The sequence below is a fragment of the Streptomyces canus 299MFChir4.1 genome, assembly GCF_000383615.1.
GTDB lineage: Bacteria > Actinomycetota > Actinomycetes > Streptomycetales > Streptomycetaceae > Streptomyces > Streptomyces canus_C.
On the sequence record NZ_KB911583.1, the window covers coordinates 102,227 to 121,775 of the forward strand.

Consider the following 19,549-nt stretch of genomic DNA (forward strand, 5'->3'; position numbering starts at 1 on the left):
TCGACAGAATGTGCGAGCAGTGTGCCATGTCACCCGGCACGGCGGAGGCTGTCCTCGGCCACCTCGCTGTCGATCGCCGCCCGCACCAACGCGGCGGCCAGGACGTCCGGATGGGCGTCGCCGGCGAGGGACAGCAGCCCGTCGGGGTCCTTCGGCAGACCGAGCCGCTGCGCGCCCGCCAGTGTCCTGCCGTCCAGGTAGGGCGCGACCTCCGGCCAGACACCCTGCACCTCGCGCAGGAAGATGTCGGCGCCGGCGGGCCCGATACCGGGGAACTCCTGGAGCAGGCGCCGCAGTTCGGCGACCCGGCCGTCCGCCTCCGCGCGCAGCCGGCGCAGATCGCCGCCCCATCGCTCGGTCAACAGCGCGGCGCCTTCGCCCAGTTGGGTCGCCGTACGTTCGTCGTAGCGCCGGTAACCGCCGCGGCCCAGTGCGTCCACCCGCTCCTGCCAGGTGGCCCGGGCCATGCGGCGGGGGTCGCGCAGTCCCGCCCTGTGCAGTTGGCGGGCGGTGGCGACCGCGACGGAGCCGCGGATGCGGGCACTGAGCAGAAGGGACAGCACCAGCAGCCGGTACAGGGGCTGCGGGGTGTCCTTCAGCGTGATGCCCGCCTCCGCGGCGTACGTCCTTCCATGCGCGCCGACGAGTTCCCGCACGACGCGCTCGGCCCTGGTCACCGCCTGAGCGGGTCGTGTCCGACGGACATCAGGCGATGCCTGCGCAGAGTCTCCTCGGCCTCGGGTTCCTTCTCCACGTCGGCCTCCGCGGCGACGGTGTCCACGACCTCGTACATGACGTCGATGTCCTCGTCGGTCAGGTCCGTGCGCCGCTTCTGGAGGATGGCGAGGACATGCTGCCCGGTCGGCTCACCCGCGTGCTCCGGCAGCGGCTCCGAGGACTCGTCGGCGTCGCTGACCCGCAGCCACGCGGCCAGTTCCTGTGAGGTCATGTTCACCGCGCGGTGGAAGTCCTCCCACAGCGCGTCGAGTTCGAGGGCGTCGGTCATCGCATGCGCCTTTCCGTGGGTGTTTCCGGCCGGTCAGTCCCGGGGCCAGTTCTCGGCCTCGAACATCCAGCGCTGCTTCTCCAGCTCGGCGGTGACGCCGATCAGCAGGTCCTGAGTGACCGGGTCGGCCTTCTCGGTGGCCTCGATGCGCTCGCGCAGCCGGCCGATGGCCGCCTCCAGCGTCTCCACGATCAGCCGGACGACCTCGTCGTCCCGGATCCAGCCGCTCTTCGAGCCGGGCAGCGTGTAGGCGGCCGCGATCGTCTCGGGCCGGCCGTCGGGCGCCACTCCCAGGGCCGCGGCGCGCTCCGCCACCGTGTCGGAGAACGAGCGGGCCGTCGACACCACCTCGTCCAACTGGAGGTGGATGGACCGGAAACGCGGGCCCACGATGTTCCAGTGCGCCTGCTTTCCGATCAACGACAGGCCGATCAGATCCACCAGGGTGCTCTGCAGGGCCTCCCCGGCCGTCTCGCGGGCCGAGTCGGACAGGGTGCTCCTGACCACAGTCATACCGTGTTCCTCCTTCTGGCATGGTCCATGCCGGTACGGAGCAGTGCGTCGCGTTCCTGCTCGCAGGTTCCGCCCCACACGCCCGAGGTCTGCCCACCGCTGAGCGCCAGATCGAGGCACTCGGGGGCGACCGGGCAGCGGGCGCACACGCGCTTCGCCGCCGCGGTGTCCCTCAGCGCGGGTCCTTGCGTGCCCACGGGAAAGAACAACTCGGGGTCCTCGCCCACACAGGCCGCTCGACGCAACCACTCCATGGGGGCGCGGGTGCCCCGGGCGTACTCGTGCAAACAGTGGTGTCTCAGCCGGTGAGCACCCCGTCGAGGAAGTCCGTCACGTCCGCGAAGACCTCCGCCTTGTTCGTCTCGTGGAACACCTCGTGCCGGGCTCCGGCGTAGGTCCGCTCGGTGAACGTCCCGCCCCTGATCCCCTCGACACCGACGCGGCTCCCGGCGAGCGGGACCAGCCGGTCGTCCTCGCCGTGCAGCCACAGCAGCGGGAGCGGCCCGACGTCACCGCCCCGCGACACGGTCTCCAGGGTGCGGGCGAACGCCTCCACCGTCGGCCGCTTCATCGGCCCGTGCCAGACAACGGGGTCCGCCCGGTACGCGGCGCCCACCTCGGGGTCCCGGGAGAGCGAGGCCGGGCTGATGGGCGTGTCCGGGATCTCGTCCAGGGCGAGCAGCGCCCCGGGCAGCTCCCAGGCGCCGATCACCGGCCCCGACAGCACGAGCGCGGCGAGCTCGGTGCCGTACCGCTGGGCGAAGCGGGCGGAGATCAGACCGCCCATGGAGTGCCCGACCATGACGAGGGGGACGCCGGGGCAGGTGGCTCGGGCCAGGTCCGCCACCGCGTGCACTTCCGTGACCACGCCCTCGAAGTCCTCGATGAGCACCCGCTCGCCCGCCGACCTCCCGTGCCCGACATGATCCGGCCCGAACACGGCCGCCCCGTGGGCCACGAGGACCTCGGCGAGTTCCTCGTACCGGCCGATGTGCTCGCCATAGCCGTGCACCAGCAGCGCCGCGTATCGGGGCCGGTGGTGCGGCCACTCGCGGACGGTGAGGGTGCCGTGAATTCCGGCGAGGACGTGCTCGGCCATGTCTCCTCCAGCTATAGTCCGAAACTAGCGGTGCTAATTAAATTCTCTAGGTCCCCCGGACCATGACGGTCAGGAGTCAAGTCGTGCGCCCCGTCCACTTCGCGGCCGCCCGCCGCACCCCCATCGGCAGACTCCGCGGCGCCCTGTCCGCCGTACGCCCCGACGACCTCGCCGCGACCGTGATCCGCGCCCTGGTCGCCGACGTGCCCGCGCTCGACCCGGCGCGGGTCGACGACGTCTACTGGGGCGCCGCCAACCAGGCCGGCGAGGACAACCGCAACGTGGCCCGCATGGCCGCGCTGCTCGCCGGACTGCCCGAGACCGTACCCGGCGCCACCGTCAACCGGCTGTGCGCCTCCGGCCTGGAGGCCGTGACGACCGCGGCCCGCACCATCGCCGCCGACGAGGCCGACATCGTGCTCGCGGGCGGCTCCGAGTCGATGAGCCGCGCCCCCTTCGTGCTGCCCCGCCCCGACGAGGCCCTCCCGCACCGGATCGAGACCCACGACACCCGGCTCGGCTGGCGCCTGGTCAACCCGGCCATGAAGGAACTCCACGGACTGCTGCCCATGGGCGAGACCGCCGAGGAGGTCGCCGCGCGCTACGGCATCTCGCGCGAACGCCAGGACGAGTTCGCCCTGCGCAGCCACCGCCTCGCCGCCGAGGCCCGCAAGAACGGCCACTTCGACGACGAAATCCTCCCGGTGGAGCGCCCCGACGGCGTGCTCGTCGACAGCGACGAGTGCATCCGCGAGGACACCTCCTACGACAAACTGGCCCGCCTCAAGCCCGTCTTCCGGGCCGGCGGCACGGTCACGGCGGGCAACGCCTCCCCCATGAACGACGGCGCGGCAGGACTCCTTCTGGTCAGCGAAGAGGCCCTGAACGACCTGGGGCTCGAGTCCCTGGGCCGCTACGTCGCCGGTGCCTCGGCCGGCGTCCACCCCGACGTGATGGGCATCGGCCCCGTCCCCGCCACCCGCAAGGCGCTCGCCCGCGTGGACTGGAGCATCGGAGACATCGAGGAGGCCGAGTTCAACGAGGCCTTCGCCGCCCAGGCCCTCGCCTGCGTCGACGAGCTCGGCATCGACCCCGAGCGCGTCAACCCGACCGGCGGCGCGATCGCGCTGGGCCACCCGCTCGGCTGCTCGGGCGCCCGCATCCTCACGACCCTGCTGCACCGGATGCGCCGGACGGGGGCGGCCCGCGGTCTTGCCACGATGTGCGTGGGCGTCGGGCAGGGGAGCGCCGTCCTGGTGGAGCGGCACTAGCCCGAGCATGCCAACAGGACCACACGGCGAGACGGCACTTACAAGATCTCTTACCTGCACCTAGCATCGGTCTCCGCATGGACACGATGACGCTCTGGCACCTTTCCGTCTGGGAGTTCGCCGCGCTCGCCGCCGCGGCCCTGCTCGTCGGCTTCTCCAAGACGGCCGTGAGCGGGGCCAACACGGTCAGCCTCGCGATCTTCGCCGCGGTGCTGCCCGCCCGCGCCTCCACCGGCGCGCTGCTGCCGATCCTGATCGCCGGGGACGTGCTCGCGGTGCTCACCTACCGACGGCACGCCCACTGGCCCACTCTCTGGCGGCTGTTCCCGGCGGTCGCGGTCGGCGTGGTCGCCGGCACGCTGTTCCTGCAGTGGGCGGACGACGGGATCGTCCGCACGTCGATCGGCGCGATCCTCCTCTTCATGGCCGCGGTGACGGTCTGGCGCCGCCGCACGGCCGACACGGAGGAGGAACCCGACTCCGTCGCCACCCGGACCGGCAGGATCAAGGCCCGCTCCTACGGCGTCCTCGGCGGCTTCACCACCATGGTCGCCAACGCCGGCGGCCCGGTGATGTCGATGTACCTGCTGTCGGCGGGCTTCCGCAAACTCGGCTTCCTCGGCACCTCGGCCTTCTTCTTCCTGATCGTCAACGTCTCCAAGGTGCCCTTCAGCGTCGGCCTCGGCCTGATCGACGGCCACTCGCTGCTGCTCGACCTGGCCCTCGTGGCGTTCGTCCTCCCCGGCGCGTTCCTCGGCAAATGGGCGGTGCACCGGATCAACCAGCGGCTCTTCGAACGGCTGGTGATCGCGGCGACGGTCGTGGGCGGCGTACAGCTACTCCTCCGCTGACGCGGCGAGCAGCGCCGGCAGGTCCGCGAAGGACTCGATCACGTGGTCGGGCGTGCCACTGGCGGAGCGGTGCGTCTCCGGGAGGTACTTCCCGGTCTTCACCAGCACCCCGGTGAGCCCGGCGCGCTGGGCCGCCAGCACGTCCGACTCGATGTCGTCCCCCACCATCAGCGCCTCGTCCGCCCCGGCCCCGAGCCGGTCGAGCGCCGCCTCGAAGAACGCGGGCGACGGCTTGCCGGTGACCTCGGCCTCGGTCCTGGCGGCCCGCTCCAGGCCGGCCAGGAAGGCCCCGGCGTCGAGCTGGAGCCCGTCTTCGGTACGCCAGTACAGATTGCGGTGCATCGCCACCAGCCGGGCCCCGCGCTGGAGGTGCCCGAAGGCGTGGTTGAGCGCACTGTAACCGAACTCGGGCCCGGCACCTCCGAGGACGACGACCTCGACATCCTCGGCCTCGCCGCCGACCAGCGTGACGCCCGCGAGATCCTCGGCGATGTCCCCGCTGTTCAGCAGTGTGCAGCGGGCGCCGGGAAAGTGTTCGGCCAGATACGAGGCGGTGACCGCGGGCGCGGTGAGAATGTCCTCCGCCCGCACCGGAAAGCCCGCCCCCTCCAGCACCGCGGCGATCGACGCCCGGGTCCGCGAGGTCGTGTTCGTCACCAGCGCGACCCCGAAACCGGCCTCCCGGACCTCGCGCAAGGCCGCCACCGCCCCCGGCAGCGGCTCCCACGACACGGTGAGAACTCCGTCGATGTCGATCAGGACCGCACGCACGGATGCCATGCCGGGACCATAACCACGGACGGGCGGGAACGCCCGTTGTCGTGCGCCCGGATGTCCTGCCGGCCGGAGGAGGGGGGCGGCCGCAGTCGCGCACCCGCCATGCCGCCGCACGCCCTCGACCTCGTACGCTTCCCGCCATGTCCCCGCACATCCTGATCCTCGGCGGCACCACCGAGGCCCGCGAACTGGCCGCCGCGCTCGCGTCGCGGCAGGGGTGGCGCGTCACCACCTCTCTCGCGGGGCGGGTGACCCGGCCGGGAACGGTCGCGGGGGAGGTACGGATCGGGGGGTTCGGCGGGGTGGAGGGGCTGGCCGGCTGGCTGCGGGAGGAGCAGGTCGACGCACTGATCGACGCCACGCATCCCTTCGCACGCGCCATCACCGCCCACGCGGCCCGGGCGGCCGCGGCGACCGGCGTGCCCTCCGTGGTGCTGCGCCGCCCGGGCTGGCGGCCCGTACCGGGGGACCGCCGGCATCCGGTCGACTCCCTGGACGAGGCCGCCCGGTTGCTGCCGAGCCTCGGCCGACGGGTGTTCCTGACCACCGGCCGGATGGAGCTCGCCGCCTTCGCCCACCTCACCGCACTGCACTTCGTCGTACGGTCGGTGGAACTGCCCGAGCCGCCCATGCCCCCGCGCACCGAAGTCCTCCTGGCCCGCGGCCCGTTCACGGTGGCCGACGAGTCGGCCCTCCTCCACGACCACTGCATCGACGTCCTGGTCACCAAGGACAGCGGGGGAGCGGCCACGTCCGCCAAACTCACGGCAGCCCGCGAACTGTCCCTGCCCGTGGTGGTCGTACGCCGACCGGCCCTCCCGGACGGGGTGACGGCGGTGCCGGACGTGGCGGGAGTGCTGAGGTGGCTGGACGTCAACCCGCGATGACGGGTCCCGCATGCGGTCGATCGCGCGGAGCACCTCGTCAAGGTTCTTGGCGCGAGTGACCCGGGCGGCCAGCCGCGCGACGCAGGTCATCTTCCGGCCGTGCTCGTGCCACGGCGCCCTCTTCCGCAAGGAGGCGGCCACGAACCGTCTGATCAGGTCCAGGTGGGCGAGGTTGCAGGCCCACGACGTTGAGGCGGCGCGCGTCCAGTACGGGTGGCGGGGCGGCGGCGGGCGGGGCGGTTTCCGCGGATTCCTCGGCGACTGTCACGGGTCCGATCACACCGCCGGGCCATCCGTGCGTGCGGGGCGGTCCGCCCGGGCGCCTGCCGTGTTACCGGGTGCGCCGCCCCGTGCACCCGGGTGCCTGCCGTGCCCCCAGGTGCCTACCGCTGCTTCGGACGGCGGCGCAGCAGATACGTGTCCATGATCCAGCCCTTGCGCTCCCTGGCCTCGGCCCGCAACCGCTCGATCCGGGGCGCGGCCTCGGCGATCGGACCGGAGGCGAGGATCTCGTCCGGCGTGCCGATGTAGGCGCCCCAGTAGATGTCGATGTCCTGGTCGGTGTACGCCCGGAAGGCCTGGTGGGCGTCGAGCATCACCACCACGTCGTCCACACCCTCCGGGAACCCCTCGGCGAGGCGCCGCCCGGTGGTGATCTGCACGGGCCGCGCGACCCGGTTCAGCCCGGTGCGATGCCGTGCCACCAGCGCCGACACACTGCTGATGCCGGGCACGACGTCGTACTCGAAGGACACCGAGCCGCGCTCCAGGATCTCCTCCAGGATGCCGAGCGTGCTGTCGTACAGCGCCGGATCCCCCCACACCAGGAACGCGCCGCTCTCCTCCTCGCCCAGCTCCTCGGTGATCAGCCGCTCGTAGATGTCGGCGCGGGCGCTGCGCCAGTCGCCGACGGCGGGGGAGTAGGCGGAGCCGCCCGCACCGCGGTCCCGCTCCGGGTCCCGGGCCTCCACCAGCCGGTACGACTCCTCCGGTATGTGCGCGTCCAGCAGGTCCCGGCGCAGCTGGGTGAGGTCGCTCTTCACCTCGCCCTTGTCCAGGACGAAGAACACGTCCGTGCTCCGCAGCGCCCTGACCGCCTGGAGGGTGAGCTGCTCGGGGTCGCCCGCGCCGATACCGATGACATGAATCTTTCGCACACCCCGAGTCTGCCGCACGCCACCGACAGCGACGGCACCGCGTCCGGGGATCGCGCCGGTGGCGGTGGTGCACGGCCGCGGAACCGCTGTGCGGACACTCACGTCGCCCCGCCTCACCCGCCCCGCCTCACCCCCGCAGCCGAGGACTGCGGACCTGTGCGTCCACCGCCGAGCCGTCCCGCTCCACCTCCTCCGCCAGCTGCCGTGCCCACCCGGCGAGCCCGGCCAGATCCATCCCGTACGGCCGCCCCCGCCCCGCAGCCGACGCGGCCCACTCCTCCACGGCCCCGGCGCCGCGCCGCAGCAGCCTCGCGCCACCCGTGACGTTCCCCCGGGCCGCGTGGGTCAGCCCCACCGCGAGCTGGGCGAGCCCCCGCCACAGGGCCCGCTCCTCGTCGGGTCCCGCCTTCCAGGCGTCCTCGAAGACCTCGTGCGCGTGGAACGGACGCCCCGCGTCCAGCAGTTCTTGAGCCTCGGCCACGGTCTCCCGCGGAGTGCGCACCACGCCCTCCGGTTGCCGCGCGACGCCGTCGGCACCGTACGGAAGCGGCCGCCCGAGCCCGTCCCGAGGCCGGGCGTTGCGCGCCCGCCCCTCGCTGTCGCGGTCCCGCGCGCCCGTCTGCCGTCCTGAGGATGTACTGGCCATACGTCGATTGTCCCGCGCCCGGTGCGGGCTTCGGTCCGGCCCCCGACGTGGGGTAAAGTTCTGTACGCGCGTTCCCGCGGTGCACCGCGGGGCAGCGCACCGGGACGTGGCGCAGCTTGGTAGCGCACTTGACTGGGGGTCAAGGGGTCGCAGGTTCAAATCCTGTCGTCCCGACGGTGCGAAGGGTCTTCGCGGGCGAGAGCCCGCGGGGGCCCTTTTCGTGTCGTACGGCGACTGGCGACGCCTGAGCCTTTGTCCCTCGCCACGCCTGTCGGCTCACGCCGGCCCCCCGATCCCCTGTCGGGCAGGTACGGGGCGGTGGATGCCGCGGGGCGGTAGCCGAGTTCGCCGGAGCGGCCCAGCAGATCGGCGAGGTACCGGACGATGGCCGGCCACCTCTCCGTGCCCTGGAGCCCGGGTTCGGCGCCCGGTCCTGCGGCGCCAGGGCCGAAGCCGAGGCCCCGGCTGATGATCCATAGGTGCATGCCAGGCAGCGTGGGGCCCGCCGGGAAGGGATGCCGTACGCGACGCGGCCTGGCGTGGAATGGTAGAAGCGGGCATGACCAACTCGCACCACCACTGTTCCTCCCGCTTCTCCCCCTTCTCCTCCCGTCCGGCGGGTGCCCGATGACCGAGGGCGTCGACATCCCCGACCGCCGGGGCCGCACCGGACTCGACCGCACCGGCCTGGACCTGACCGGCAACCCGCGTGTCAGGGTCCGGGAGGTGAAACTGCTGTCCAGCCACTGGTACGTCGAGCGGGCCACGACCTTCGACATCCGGCGCGCCGACGGCACTTGGAGCACCCAGCAGCGCGAGACCCACGACCGCGGCAACGGCGCCACCATGCTGCTGTACGACACGGAACGCCAAACCGTCCTGCTCACCCGCCAGTTCCGCTACCCGGTGTACGTCAACGGGCACCCCGACGGGCTGCTGATCGAGACCCCGGGCGGTCTGCTCGACGACGATGACGAGCACCCCGAGATCGCGGTACGGCGCGAGGTGGTCGAGGAGACCGGGCACACCATCGGCGAGGTCCGCCACGTCTTCGACGTCTACATGAGCCCTGGTTCGGTCACCGAGCGCGTCAGTTTCTACGCCGCCGAGTACGCGTCCTCGACCCGCACCCACGAGGGAGGCGGTCTCGACGAGGAGGGCGAGGACATCGAGATCCTCGAACTGCCCTTCCGCAGGGCCCTGGAGATGATCCGTACCGGGGAGATCGCCGACGCCAAGACCATCATGCTGCTCCAATGGGCGGCGCTGGAAGGCCCGTTCGCCAAGTAAGCGCGCACGCCCTTGACTTGAAGTGCGCTTCAAGATGAAGACTCCCGTGTGTGCCCCGAAGACGGGTACACACGGGAGGAAAACATCATGAAGTACCGCACCATCGGCACCGACCCGGCGACCCGCAGAGAGGTCAGCGTCCTCGCGCTCGGCGCGATGCTGTTCGGCTCACGGACCGACGAGGAGACCTCCTTCGCCGTCCTCGACCGCTATGTCGAGGCCGGCGGCAACTTCATCGACACGTCCGACAACTACGCCTTCTGGGAGGACGGCGGCCAGGGCGGCCAGAGCGAGGAACTGCTCGGCCGCTGGCGGCGCAGCCGCGGCATCGGCGACGAGATCGTCATCGCCACCAAGCTCGGTGCCCGTCCGCTGGCCCCCGGCACGAGCTACGTCGACAACGCGGAGGGCCTGTCGGCGAAAGTGATCCGCGAGTCCGCGGAACGCAGCCGGGAGCGCCTGGGTGTGGCAAAGCTGGATCTCCTCTACGCGCACATAGAGGACCACAGGGTCCCGCTCCAGGAGACGGTGGAGGGGTTCGCCGAACTGGTCGCCGAGGGCACGGTGGGCCTGCTGGGCGTGAGCAACCACGCGGTGTGGCGGGTGGAGCGGGCCCGAGCCCTGGCCGCTGCGGCCGGTCTGCCCGGCTACGAGGTCCTCCAGTACGCCCACAGCCATCTGCGTCCCCGCACCGACGTCCCGGACTCCCTCTTCCCCGACGGCAGCCTCGGCCACGCGGGCCCGGACCTGCTGAGCTACCTGCGCGCGGAGCCCGCCCTCACCCTGGTCGCGTACTCACCGCTCCTCAAGGGCGCCTACACCCACCCGGACCGCCTCCCCGCGGACTTCGCCCACCCGGGCACGCCGTCCCGCCTGAAGGTCCTGACCGAGGTGGCGAAGGAGACGGGCGCGACGGTCAACCAGGTGGTCCTGGCCTGGCAGCTCGGCTCGGGCCTTCCGATTGTTCCGCTCGCCGGGGTGTCGTCCGTGGCTCAGCTGGAGGAGAACCTGGCGGCGGTGGATCTGGAGCTCACGACGGAGCAGCGGGCGCGGCTGGCGGGCTGAGGGGTTCACTACCGAGTCTCGGTGAACCGGTCGATCAGCGCATCGAGTCCCACGGCCAGCCCTTCCGGCCCCCTGGGCTCGCTGAGCGCGGGAGCGAACTCCCTGAGCCTGGGCAGTTCCTGGGGCGGCATGCGGTGCAGGCCGAGGCGGAACGCCGGGTCCGATTCCTCGGGGTTGTCCACCATCGGCCGCAGTTCCTCCGAGACATAGCCGATCAGCCACGAGTTGAAGGCCCGGAAGACAACCGCCGCGACGTCGTCGTCGAACCCGGCGTCCCGGAGCAGGGCCAGCACCCGCTCGTGGTCCTTCAGGACCGCGAGCGGGCGACGGGCCAGCGGGACCGCCAGCATGCGGGTGGTGAGCAACGGGACCACCCGGGGGTGCGTGAGGCAGACCTCGTAGGTCGCCTTCGCGACCCGCCGCAGTTCGGCCCGCCAGGCGGACGCCTCGGCCTCGGCCGCCAGCCGTTCCTCCAACTCCAGGTACAGCGCCTCGACCAGTCCGTCCAGCAAGGCGTCCTTGCCCTCCGCGTACCGGTAGAGCGCCATCGCCTCCACGCCGAGCTCGGCACCCAGGCGGCGCATGCTCAATGCCGAGAGGCCTTCCCGGTCCACCAGCTCCAGGGCGCTGGCCAGCACCCGCTCGCGGCTCAGCCGACCGTAGCGTCCGTGATCAGCAGCCCGCCTGCCGGGTGTCGACTGCTTGTCCTTGGCCATGCCATGCCTTTCGGGTCCGCCGGGGTTTACGCGGTAAACCAGCAGAGCAAGCGTAGCCTCACATTGCGCTTGAGTGGCCGCTCCAGATCCTCCACATTTCTTGATAATTGGTATGATTGAGAGAATGCCGGTGAGGTTCGAGGGGGTTCCGGCACTCGTCTGATTCACCTGTCGGGGAGCAGATCGTGAGCCCAGGACAGCAAGAGCCCGTCACGGTCGTCGGCTCCGGGCCGTACGGCTTGGCCGTGGCTGCTCACTTGAAGTTCCGCAAGATCCACTTCCGGGTGTTCGGCGAGCCCATGGACGGCTGGCGTCGCCATATGCCGCAGGGCATGTATCTCAAGTCCTCGCCCTTCTCGTCCTCGATTTCCGCGCCGGAGCCGGGTTGGGGACTCGCGGACTTCTCCCTCTCGGAGGGGCGGGCCCCGAGGGGGGAGCGGGAGCCGGTGCCCATCGACGAATTCATCCGGTACGGCGTCTGGTTTCAGCAGCACTGTGTTCCCGAGCTCGAACGGGTGGCGGTGCGCCGTGTCGAAAAGGATTCCGGTGGCGGATTTCGCGTCACGCTGGATTCCGGCGAGGAATTCGGCAGTCGTGTCGTGGTGGTGGCCACCGGGATCGTCGAGTTCGCCCACGTGCCGGAGGTGCTGGCCCCCCTCATGGCGGACGGGCTCGTCTCCCATACGGCCGACCACAGTGACCTGTCGCCGTTCGAGGGGCAGGAAGTGGCCGTGGTCGGCGCGGGGCAGTCGGCGCTGGAGGGCGCCGCTCTGCTGTACGAGGCGGGCGCGCGGCCCATGGTCGTCGCACGTACCTCCTCCGTGGTCTTCGGGTCGCCCCCGCGCCTGGACCGGCCGTCGCAGCGCTCGCTGGGGGAACGGCTGAAGTATCCGAACTCCCTTCTGGGCGACGGCTGGCCCCTCGTCGCGTGCAGCAGGGGGCCGGCCCTCTACCGGCACCTTCCCGACCCCGTCCGGGCCCATTTCCTGCGGACCGTCCTCGGCCCCTACGGCGCCTGGTGGCTGCGGGAACGGGTCGAGGGATGTTTCCCGGTGCGGCGCGGCTGCCGCATCCGCGCGGCGGCCCCAGCCGCGGGCGGGGGTGCGGAGCTCGAACTGGAGGACGCGCACGGCCGTCCGTGGACCTTGCGGGCCGACCATGTGATCGCGGGCACGGGTTACCGCGTCGACCTCGACCGGCTTGAGTTGCTGAGCCCTGAGCTGCGCCGGGAGCTGGTCACGACCGCCGGTGCTCCGCGCCTCTCGGCGGACTTGGAGGCTTCGGTGCCCGGTCTGTTCTTCACCGGGCTGGCCGCCGCCCCGACGTTCGGCCCGTTGCTGCGGTTCGTCTCCGGGGCGGGGTTCGGAGCCCGGCGCATCAGTGCCGCGGTGGGGGACCGGTTGGCCGGGCGGGGATGAGCGGTCACGTCACGCGGGCGTTCGCCCGATGCGCAGCGGCCTGGTGACGCGCCGGGCGACCATGCCGCCGAAGCGGGCGGCCTCGGCGACCGCCGGCCAGGGGTCGTCCCAGCTCAGCCAGGCGCGCTCGGTTCCGCTCCGGGGCAGCACCGCCGACGGGAGTCGGCGCTCCTGCCAGGCACCGACGGCTGCCGACAGCACGTCCAGTTGACCCACGACGAACATCCGGCCGTACGCCTGTCGGGCGGGGGAGATCCGCTGCCCCGTCAGGTCCAGGTACAGCGCCCGCACCACGTCGACGCCGTGTCCGTCCTCGAAGAGCCGGAACTGCGCTCCGACGCGCGGATTGAAGTCGACCAGTTTGTACCGGTCGTCCCGCCTGTCGTAGCGCCAGTCGAGATCGGCCACGCCGCTGTATCCGATCCGACGGCACAGGTCCGCGGCCAGCCGGGCGAGACCAGGATTGGCCCACGCCCAGGCCCGGGTCGTCGCTCCACTGCGCACCGGCCAGGAGCGGACCTTGTAGCCGGTGAACACGGCGGCTGGTGCGCCATGGGCCCCGCAGTAGAGGTGGGTGATCCAGTCCTCCGCGTGGGAGGGCGGGATGTACTCCTGCATCAGCACCGAAGGCCTGTCGCGCGACCCCACGAGGGTGAGGAGTTCGCCCTCGTCGTGGGCGACGGTGGTGTGGCCCACCACGGGAGAGCGCACCCTGGTGTACGCCTCCAGGTTCTTCAGTACCACCGGGTAGCCCAACTCCCGTGCGAAGAAGACGAGTTGTGCCCGGTCGGTGGGCGCGTGCGCACGGGGTGTCGGCACCCCGTGCTCGACGCAGACGCGGCGGAGCCCCTCCTTGCTTGCCAGTCTGCGGGGCAGACCGGGAGGCACGGGAGGCAACAGGAACCATTCCGCGAGGCGTTCGGCGTGTTCGGCCAGGAGGACGGCGGACTCGTCGTCGGTCGGTACGGCGACCGACCTGCGTCCGATCGCGCGGCCGATACGGATCAGCGTCGAGGCGAGTGCGCGGGGGTCCTCCAGGCCCGTCGTGGGCGCGACGAACCCGCCGGCGAGATGGCGGGAGACGGCGCAGGGGGTGAACCGGTCCTCGACCATGGCGTACACCGGCACACCTGCCCTGCCCAGACTCCGCAGCGCTCCGAGACAGCCGTGGTTCTGCGGTGAGCGGCCCACTTTGACGAGCAGGGCGGGTACGTCGTGGTCCATGGCGGCCTCGGTCCGTTCGTCAGTAGGCGCCGGTCCCGCGCACCACAGCGCCGGGCGTACGCGCCAGGATGTGCAGGTCGAGCGTGGTCGACCAGTTCTCCACATAGCTCATGTCGAGCCGTATCCGCTCCTCCAGGGGGAGGTCGGAGCGGCCGCTCACCTGCCACAGTCCGCTCAGTCCAGGCTTCACCAGCATCCGGTGGCGCCGGACCTCCTCTGGCAGTGCGCCGACCTCGCCGGGCGGCAGTGGGCGCGGGCCGACGAGCGACATCTGGCCCCCCACCACGTTCAGCAGCTGGGGGAGTTCGTCCAGCGACCAATGACGCAGCAGCGCTCCGACCCGGGTGATCCTGGGATCGTGGGTGATCTTGAAGAACGCGCCGTCGCCGTACTGGTTGAGTTCGGTGAGGCCGGCCCGGCGCTGCTCGGCGTCCCGGCACATCGTGCGGAACTTCAGCAGGGTGAACTCCCGGCCGTGCAGCCCGACCCGGGCATGCCGGAACAGCACCGGGCCCGGGCTGTCGAGCCGTACGGCCAGGGCGACGACCAGCATGAGGGGGGACAGGAGGACGAGTCCGACCGCGGCGAGCAGCCGGTCCGTCAGTTCCTTGGGGACGCGGGGGAGGCGGGAGAGCGTGGGGCCGTGCAGCTCCATCAGCGGGAGCCCGGCGACCGGGGTCACGGCGAGCCGGGGGGCCGCCACCTCCGCCAGCACCGGTGCCAGCAGGAGTTCGACGTGCTCGGCCTGGAGCTCCCAGGACAGTCTGCGCAGCTGGCCGGGGTCCAGATCGGCCCCTGGGACGACGACCACCGCATCGCAGCCGCTTCGCCGCACCGCTTCGAGGGTGTCGTCGACACAGCCGGACGACGGGGCGTCCGCACCGGTTCCCCCGTCGGTCAGGCGCACGTCGACGACGTCGAGCTCGCAGACCGTGCCGCGCCGAAGGGCGGCCGTCAGCCCCGCGACGGAACGGGCGGGACCGACCACCACCGCACGTTCAAGACGCCGGCCGAGGCGCCACCCCCTTCGGATCCGCGACCGCCGCACTCCGCGCAGCAGTAGAGCGACCAGCACGGCGATGGGCAGGGCGAGCAGTGTGTCGTGCAGTACTTCGCTTCCGGGCGTGAACCACCAGACCACGCTCGCCGCCACGGCGATCAGTCCCGCCGCGCTGAGCACGCGGTGGAACTCGTCCGTCCCGGCCCGCAGACAGTGCTGTTCGTAGGCCCGTTGCAGAGCGAGGGAGAGGAGCCAGGCGGCCGGAAGGACGGCGGGCAGCAGCCATCGGTCGAAGGACGCCAGGACAGTGACGCCTGCCGTGAGCGCGGCGAGCGCGTCCATCGCCAGGAACGGGAACACCGGGACATGGCATCCGCCGGTCCGGCGTGGCGTGTCGGGGGTGCCTCGCCGCGATCGCGGGGGCGCGTCCTTTCGGGCCGTGCTGAGCGTCGTCATCTGGATGCACCCCTTGGAGCCGAAGACCGGGCTCTGTACGTGTACGTTGTAAATATACATATTTGCGCCCGGAGAGGTGCTGGTCAAGACGTTGGTCTCGGGGTCTTGACCGCCGGTGGTCGCGCGGAGGACGGTGTACGTGTACTAAGTAAACCCATGACCTGTGCCAAGGAGGTCGTGACATGCGCGGCCGGACCGTCCTCCACCTCGCGCAGTCCAGCGAGGGTGGCGTCGCCACTGTGGTCACCGACCTCGTCGGCGGACAGCGGGGCAGCGGGGACCGCGTGGTCGTCGCCTGTGCTCCGGGCAGCCGGCTGGCGGCTTCGGCCGCCCGGGCGGGAGCCGAGGTGATGCAGTGGCGGGCCGTGAGTGCGCCGGGGCCCGCCACCGCGGCCGAGGTGATCGGTGTGCGGCGGATCGTCGCCGCCGTCCGTCCGGACCTGGTGCACCTGCACAGCTCCAAGGCGGGGCTGGCCGGCCGACTCGCGCTGCGCGGCCGTCTCCCCACCGTCTTCCAGCCGCACGCGTGGTCGTTCTTCGCCGCCGAGCCCGGTCGCCCGCTGTACTGGGCCTCGGTGCGCTGGGAGCGGGCGGCGTCCCGGTGGGCACACCGGCTGGTGTGCGTCAGCGAGGCGGAGCGCACGGACGGTGAGGCCGCGGGAGTCCGGGCCCGGTACTCGGTGGTGCCCAACGGCGTGGACCTCGCGCACTTCGTGGCGGCCGGAGACGCCGAGCGGAGTGCGGCACGGGCCAGGCTGGGCGTCGAACCGTCGGCCCCGCTGGCGGTGTGCGTGGGCCGGCTGCATCGGCAGAAGGGCCAGGACCTGCTGCTGACCGCCTGGCCGGGCGTCGGACGACGGGTTCCGCGAGCACGGCTGGCCCTGGTTGGTGACGGGCCCGACCGTGCGTCGCTTCAGGAGCGGGCGCCCGCCGCGGTCGTCTTCGCCGGCGATGTGGCCGACCCCCGTGACTGGTACCTCGCGGCCGATCTCGTCGTGCTGCCCTCCCGCTGGGAGGGCATGGCCCTGGCTCCACTGGAAGCCATGGCCTGTTCCTGCCCCGTGATCGTGAGCGACGTCCCGGGAGCCCGGGAGTCCCTGCCGCCGGGGCACATGCGGACCGGCCTGGTGCCGCCCGGGGACACCCGGGCGCTGACCGACGCGGTCGCCACGCTGCTGGCCGACCGCGAGGGCTGCCGGGCGCTGGGGAAGCAGGCGCGGGCACACATCCGCGAACAGCACGGCGTGCAGCGTGTCGTGGAGCGCTTGTACGCCGTCTACGAGGCGGCTGACCGGGAGTGGAGCGCGGGCCGCTGACCGTCGGGGTCACCGCCGGGGCGCACGGCCGATCATGGAGTGCAGGCCTGAGCGCAGGGCAGGGGCATGACCTGATAGCCGCCGCAGGGCGGGATAGGCCCGCCAGGTCTTCATGCGGAACGTCAGATCGGTGTCGATGGACGTGATGTCCACCCGGGGGACGGCGAACCGTCCGACTCCCTCGTGCACACTGAAGGCCACCTCGAAGCCGGCCTCGGCCACGGCCCTGCGCGCCGCGGCGTCATGGTCCCCGTACGGGTACGCGTAGGCGCGAGGCGTACGGCCCGTGAGCTCGGCCAGCGCCCGCGCGGCGTCGGTGACGTTGCGGGTCAGCGTCTCGGGATCGGTACCCGCCAGATGGCTGTGGTCCCATCCGTGGCATTCGACGTCCAGCCCCGCCGCGACCAACCGCCGTACGCCGTCGGCGTCCACGAGTGGCTCGTCGGGCATCTCGGGCATCCAGCCGGACCGCCCACCGAGCAGACCGCTGAGCACGAAGACGGTGGCGGGCACGTCCAGTTCCCGCAGCACGGGCAGGCCCTCGTCGAGGAAGGCCTGGTAGCCGTCGTCGAAGGTCAGCAGCACGCTCCGGCTCGGCGAATCGCCGCGGAGATAGGCGTCGAGGGTCAGCGGGGTCCAGCCACGGTCGAGCAGCGCGCGCAGCTGTCCGCGCAGGCTCTCGGGCGGCACGAAGAGGTTGTGCGGGTCATGAGCCGCCGAGCGGGTGCCGACGGCGTGGTACATGAGGACTCGTTCAGAACCCATCAGTTTTCTCCCTGGCCGCTCTTCGGCTCGAATACCGGACGACGATGCCCACCCACACCCCGACCAGGAGGGCCGCGACGACCGCGACGGTCAACAGCAGTGTTCGCGAGGGCTTGTGCTCCGCCGCGGCCGGATCGGCCGGAGCCGTCACCTCCCCCGAGATCAGTTTGTCGTTGTCGCTGGCCCTGGCGACCGCGGCGGCGATCGAGTTGGCCGCACGGGCGGACTGGTCCGCGTGCGCACTCGTCACCGTGACGTTCACGTTGGCCGTCTCCTGCTGCACGGCCACCGAGAGATTGCCCCGCAGGTCCGAGATGGCGATGGAGCTGCGGCGGGCCGCCTGATCCAGCGTGGTCGTGGCACCGGCGACCACGGCGTACTTGGTCGCGGCCAGCCGGACGATGTCGGCACTGATATTGGGCTGGGAGCGTGGTGCGAACGAAACGGTGCTCGTCGCCGCGTAGCGAGTCGGCTGTGCCGTGATCACGATCAGGCCCACGCCGAGCACGACAACCCCGGCCAGCAGCCCGGCCAGGATCGCTCGCCCCATGGGAGGAACGGATCGCGGACGCTTCCCGGCGGGGCCGTCCTTCTCGGACCGCGCCGGGAAGCCGGCTGCCAACGACTCTGTCAGCCTCTTCATTTCGGCCACCTTCGCATTGTCACTGTCGGTCGTCGCCGAGCGAGTACGGGCGCATGCCGCGAGCAGACCGATGAACAGCCACGTCATCGCCCCCAGTACGGGATTGCGCAGCGGATAGTCGACGGCTCCCTCGGCGATGACGGCGGTCAGCGCCGCGGCCGCCGCGGCGGAGACGCCGGCCTCCGCCGGGAGAGCAGCCCAGCGGGCGGCCGCCCGGGAGCCGTTCGCGAGGGTCGCCGCCGCACGGCGATTGCGCAGGGCCTCCCTCGCTCCGACGCCGATCGCGACGGCGAGGGCGGCGATCCCCAGGACCCCCTGCTCCGCACCCACGGTGAGATACAGGATGTGGGCGTGCACGACCTGCCTTACATCGGTGAACTGGGCGAGGCCGTGCGCGGCCGCCGCCGGAAAAGCGGCGGGCCCGCTGCCGAGGAACGGGCTGTGGGCCATCTGCTGAAAAGCCCCGGCCCAGGCCGCCGGCCGCTCGTCGAACGGGCTGCGCTCGCCGGTGAAGATCGTGCTGAACCGTTCGGCGATCACCGAGGAGTTCGACGTGGCCGACTCGGCCAGCAGAAGGGCCATCACGACCGCGCCCGTGACCAGGAAGGACATCAGCAACGGTCCGCGTGCCCCGGGCAACAGGGCCACCAGGACGGCCAGGCCGGCGAGGGCACCGATCCAGCCCCCACGAGAGAGACTGAGCAGCAGAGCCATCAGCGCCAGCGCCGATGCGACTCCGCACACCGCGCACAGTGCCGCTCGTTTGCGGCGCAGCATGACCACGGCCATGGCCAGGCCGAAGCACAGCATCATCGCGGTGCAGAGGCCGAGTTCGTTGGGCTGCGCGAAGATTCCCGTGGGCCGGTTGCTGACGAGCGTCGAGCCGAAACGGGCTTGGAGGTCCGGGACGTCGACGAGGACGCTGCCGGACAGGACCGCTCCGCCCAGGACCACCGCCATGGCCAGCACGAGTAGGTCACGCCGGTGCACCGTCGCCACGACGACGGACGCGGCGAGAGCCAGTCCAGCAGCGTAGTTCGTGGTCTGCAGCAGTGAGTTGCGCAGGTCGACGCTGGTGAGCGTCGACAGGAAAGCGGACACCACCAGCAGCGTCGAAGCCGCGAGCACCGCGGATCTGCCGATCCGCCGTCCTCGGCCCCCGATGCGAGCCACGAGCACGACCGCGGAGGTCCAGACCGCCAGGATCTGCGCGACGTTCGTGGCGAGCGGCAGCCCGATGCTCCCTGCTGGAAGCAGCAGGGCGAAGGCAGCGACAGCGAGGACCGGTCGCCGCAGTCCGGCCGCCGTGAGCACGGCCATCACGGGCACCACCACGAGGACGCCGAGGCCCAGGGTCGTACTGCGAGCGCCCACCCAGGCAGCCGTCGCCGCGACCAGGACGGCGGCGCCGAGGGCCGGCGCGGCACGGCGGTCGAGCCCCATCGCCCG

Annotated in this window: 20 protein-coding genes and 1 tRNA gene; 8 read left to right on the forward strand and 13 right to left on the reverse strand. The window is 71.8% G+C overall.

Features of this window, described 5'->3' with window-relative positions; translation table 11 throughout:
- Positions 1-29: 29 nt before the first annotated feature.
- The 5 genes from H293_RS0104350 to H293_RS0104370 are packed head-to-tail and all read right to left on the reverse strand — an operon-like array spanning position 30 to position 2,618.
- Positions 30-677, reverse strand: coding sequence for an HhH-GDP family DNA glycosylase (locus H293_RS0104350; RefSeq protein ID WP_020116655.1), 648 nt, complete (start codon positions 675-677; stop codon positions 30-32).
- Complete coding sequence (locus H293_RS0104355; RefSeq protein WP_020116656.1) at positions 674-1,006, reverse strand: DUF3140 domain-containing protein; 333 nt, start codon at positions 1,004-1,006, stop codon at positions 674-676. Before H293_RS0104355 ends, H293_RS0104350 begins: the two co-directional genes overlap by 4 nt.
- A gap of 33 nt (positions 1,007-1,039) precedes the next feature.
- On the reverse strand, positions 1,040-1,519 hold the full coding sequence (locus tag H293_RS0104360; RefSeq protein WP_020116657.1) for a Dps family protein: 480 nt from the start codon (positions 1,517-1,519) through the stop codon (positions 1,040-1,042).
- Positions 1,516-1,773, reverse strand: coding sequence for a WhiB family transcriptional regulator (locus H293_RS0104365; protein ID WP_028807541.1), 258 nt, complete (start codon positions 1,771-1,773; stop codon positions 1,516-1,518). Before H293_RS0104365 ends, H293_RS0104360 begins: the two co-directional genes overlap by 4 nt.
- Positions 1,774-1,817: 44 nt before the next feature.
- Positions 1,818-2,618, reverse strand: coding sequence for an alpha/beta hydrolase (locus H293_RS0104370; protein WP_020116659.1), 801 nt, complete (start codon positions 2,616-2,618; stop codon positions 1,818-1,820).
- Positions 2,619-2,701: 83 nt separating this feature from the next.
- Between H293_RS0104370 and H293_RS0104375 the strand changes: the two genes are divergently transcribed.
- Together H293_RS0104375 and H293_RS0104380 are read left to right on the forward strand one after the other, a co-directional pair.
- A complete protein-coding gene (locus H293_RS0104375) occupies positions 2,702-3,889 on the forward strand; it encodes a thiolase family protein (protein ID WP_020116660.1) in 1,188 nt (395 codons plus the stop codon).
- A gap of 77 nt (positions 3,890-3,966) precedes the next feature.
- The gene (locus H293_RS0104380) at positions 3,967-4,740 is read left to right on the forward strand and encodes a sulfite exporter TauE/SafE family protein (RefSeq protein WP_020116661.1); all 774 of its coding nucleotides are present in this window, start codon (positions 3,967-3,969) and stop codon (positions 4,738-4,740) included.
- Here the strand turns inward: H293_RS0104380 and H293_RS0104385 are convergent.
- Positions 4,726-5,520: an HAD-IIA family hydrolase gene (locus H293_RS0104385; RefSeq protein ID WP_020116662.1), complete on the reverse strand. Its 795-nt coding sequence runs from the start codon at positions 5,518-5,520 to the stop codon at positions 4,726-4,728. The two genes, H293_RS0104380 and H293_RS0104385, sit on opposite strands and share 15 nt — an antisense overlap.
- Before the next feature lie 137 nt (positions 5,521-5,657).
- On the opposite strand from H293_RS0104385, the gene H293_RS0104390 reads away from it, so the two are divergent.
- Positions 5,658-6,404, forward strand: a complete 747-nt coding sequence (locus H293_RS0104390) for a cobalt-precorrin-6A reductase (protein ID WP_020116663.1) — start codon at positions 5,658-5,660, stop codon at positions 6,402-6,404.
- A 383-nt stretch (positions 6,405-6,787) separates the two neighbouring features.
- On the opposite strand, the gene cobF is transcribed toward H293_RS0104390, so the two are convergent.
- Both cobF and H293_RS61320 read right to left on the reverse strand, forming a co-directional pair.
- Complete coding sequence (gene cobF, locus H293_RS0104395; RefSeq protein ID WP_028807542.1) at positions 6,788-7,561, reverse strand: precorrin-6A synthase (deacetylating); 774 nt, start codon at positions 7,559-7,561, stop codon at positions 6,788-6,790.
- A 127-nt stretch (positions 7,562-7,688) separates the two neighbouring features.
- Positions 7,689-8,207: a DUF309 domain-containing protein gene (locus H293_RS61320; RefSeq protein ID WP_028807543.1), complete on the reverse strand. Its 519-nt coding sequence runs from the start codon at positions 8,205-8,207 to the stop codon at positions 7,689-7,691.
- 100 nt (positions 8,208-8,307) lie between these two features.
- On the opposite strand from H293_RS61320, the gene H293_RS0104405 reads away from it, so the two are divergent.
- From H293_RS0104405 to H293_RS0104415, 3 genes are all read left to right on the forward strand, one after another.
- Positions 8,308-8,381 (forward strand) — tRNA-Pro (locus H293_RS0104405).
- 453 nt (positions 8,382-8,834) lie between these two features.
- On the forward strand, positions 8,835-9,497 hold the full coding sequence (locus H293_RS0104410; RefSeq protein ID WP_020116666.1) for an NUDIX domain-containing protein: 663 nt from the start codon (positions 8,835-8,837) through the stop codon (positions 9,495-9,497).
- Positions 9,498-9,584: 87 nt separating this feature from the next.
- Positions 9,585-10,562: an aldo/keto reductase gene (locus H293_RS0104415; protein WP_020116667.1), complete on the forward strand. Its 978-nt coding sequence runs from the start codon at positions 9,585-9,587 to the stop codon at positions 10,560-10,562.
- An 8-nt stretch (positions 10,563-10,570) separates the two neighbouring features.
- Here H293_RS0104415 and H293_RS0104420 read toward each other — a convergent pair whose 3' ends face one another.
- Positions 10,571-11,278, reverse strand: coding sequence for a TetR/AcrR family transcriptional regulator (locus tag H293_RS0104420; RefSeq protein ID WP_020116668.1), 708 nt, complete (start codon positions 11,276-11,278; stop codon positions 10,571-10,573).
- Between the two features lie 185 nt (positions 11,279-11,463).
- Between H293_RS0104420 and H293_RS0104425 the strand changes: the two genes are divergently transcribed.
- On the forward strand, positions 11,464-12,696 hold the full coding sequence (locus H293_RS0104425) for an NAD(P)-binding domain-containing protein (RefSeq protein ID WP_020116669.1): 1,233 nt from the start codon (positions 11,464-11,466) through the stop codon (positions 12,694-12,696).
- Positions 12,697-12,705: 9 nt separating this feature from the next.
- Here the strand turns inward: H293_RS0104425 and H293_RS0104430 are convergent, their stop codons facing one another.
- Both H293_RS0104430 and H293_RS0104435 read right to left on the reverse strand, forming a co-directional pair.
- On the reverse strand, positions 12,706-13,920 hold the full coding sequence (locus tag H293_RS0104430; protein WP_020116670.1) for a carboxylate--amine ligase: 1,215 nt from the start codon (positions 13,918-13,920) through the stop codon (positions 12,706-12,708).
- Positions 13,921-13,939: 19 nt separating this feature from the next.
- A complete protein-coding gene (locus H293_RS0104435; RefSeq protein ID WP_020116671.1) occupies positions 13,940-15,280 on the reverse strand; it encodes a sugar transferase in 1,341 nt (446 codons plus the stop codon).
- A gap of 278 nt (positions 15,281-15,558) precedes the next feature.
- Here H293_RS0104435 and H293_RS0104440 point away from each other — a divergent pair, with 278 nt between their 5' ends.
- Positions 15,559-16,692, forward strand: coding sequence for a glycosyltransferase (locus H293_RS0104440; RefSeq protein ID WP_020116672.1), 1,134 nt, complete (start codon positions 15,559-15,561; stop codon positions 16,690-16,692).
- Between the two features lie 9 nt (positions 16,693-16,701).
- Here H293_RS0104440 and H293_RS49030 read toward each other — a convergent pair whose 3' ends face one another.
- Both H293_RS49030 and H293_RS0104450 read right to left on the reverse strand, forming a co-directional pair.
- Entirely contained in the window at positions 16,702-17,457 is a 756-nt protein-coding gene (locus H293_RS49030) for a polysaccharide deacetylase family protein (protein WP_078612516.1), read from the reverse strand.
- Positions 17,447-19,543 carry an O-antigen ligase family protein gene (locus H293_RS0104450; protein WP_028807546.1) on the reverse strand — a complete coding sequence of 699 codons (2,097 nt, stop codon included), beginning with the start codon at positions 19,541-19,543 and terminating at the stop codon, positions 17,447-17,449. The genes H293_RS49030 and H293_RS0104450 overlap by 11 nt, the downstream gene beginning before the upstream one ends.
- Between the last annotated feature and the right edge of the window lie 6 nt (positions 19,544-19,549).

What these genes read in the sequence shown, in the direction of transcription:
- H293_RS0104355 (WP_020116656.1), bottom strand. Translation starts at nt 1,006, where the DNA reads ATGACCGACGCCCTCGAACTCGACGCGCTGTGGGAGGACTTCCACCGC.
- H293_RS0104360 (WP_020116657.1), bottom strand. Translation starts at nt 1,519, where the DNA reads ATGACTGTGGTCAGGAGCACCCTGTCCGACTCGGCCCGCGAGACGGCC.
- H293_RS0104365 (WP_028807541.1), bottom strand. Translation starts at nt 1,773, where the DNA reads ATGGAGTGGTTGCGTCGAGCGGCCTGTGTGGGCGAGGACCCCGAGTTG.
- H293_RS0104370 (WP_020116659.1), bottom strand. Translation starts at nt 2,618, where the DNA reads ATGGCCGAGCACGTCCTCGCCGGAATTCACGGCACCCTCACCGTCCGC.
- H293_RS0104380 (WP_020116661.1), top strand. Translation starts at nt 3,967, where the DNA reads ATGGACACGATGACGCTCTGGCACCTTTCCGTCTGGGAGTTCGCCGCG.
- H293_RS0104385 (WP_020116662.1), bottom strand. Translation starts at nt 5,520, where the DNA reads ATGGCATCCGTGCGTGCGGTCCTGATCGACATCGACGGAGTTCTCACC.
- H293_RS0104390 (WP_020116663.1), top strand. Translation starts at nt 5,658, where the DNA reads ATGTCCCCGCACATCCTGATCCTCGGCGGCACCACCGAGGCCCGCGAA.
- H293_RS61320 (WP_028807543.1), bottom strand. Translation starts at nt 8,207, where the DNA reads ATGGCCAGTACATCCTCAGGACGGCAGACGGGCGCGCGGGACCGCGAC.
- H293_RS0104410 (WP_020116666.1), top strand. Translation starts at nt 8,835, where the DNA reads ATGACCGAGGGCGTCGACATCCCCGACCGCCGGGGCCGCACCGGACTC.
- H293_RS0104415 (WP_020116667.1), top strand. Translation starts at nt 9,585, where the DNA reads ATGAAGTACCGCACCATCGGCACCGACCCGGCGACCCGCAGAGAGGTC.
- H293_RS0104420 (WP_020116668.1), bottom strand. Translation starts at nt 11,278, where the DNA reads ATGGCCAAGGACAAGCAGTCGACACCCGGCAGGCGGGCTGCTGATCAC.
- H293_RS0104430 (WP_020116670.1), bottom strand. Translation starts at nt 13,920, where the DNA reads ATGGACCACGACGTACCCGCCCTGCTCGTCAAAGTGGGCCGCTCACCG.
- H293_RS0104440 (WP_020116672.1), top strand. Translation starts at nt 15,559, where the DNA reads ATGCGCGGCCGGACCGTCCTCCACCTCGCGCAGTCCAGCGAGGGTGGC.
- H293_RS49030 (WP_078612516.1), bottom strand. Translation starts at nt 17,457, where the DNA reads ATGGGTTCTGAACGAGTCCTCATGTACCACGCCGTCGGCACCCGCTCG.
- H293_RS0104450 (WP_028807546.1), bottom strand. Translation starts at nt 19,543, where the DNA reads ATGGGGCTCGACCGCCGTGCCGCGCCGGCCCTCGGCGCCGCCGTCCTG.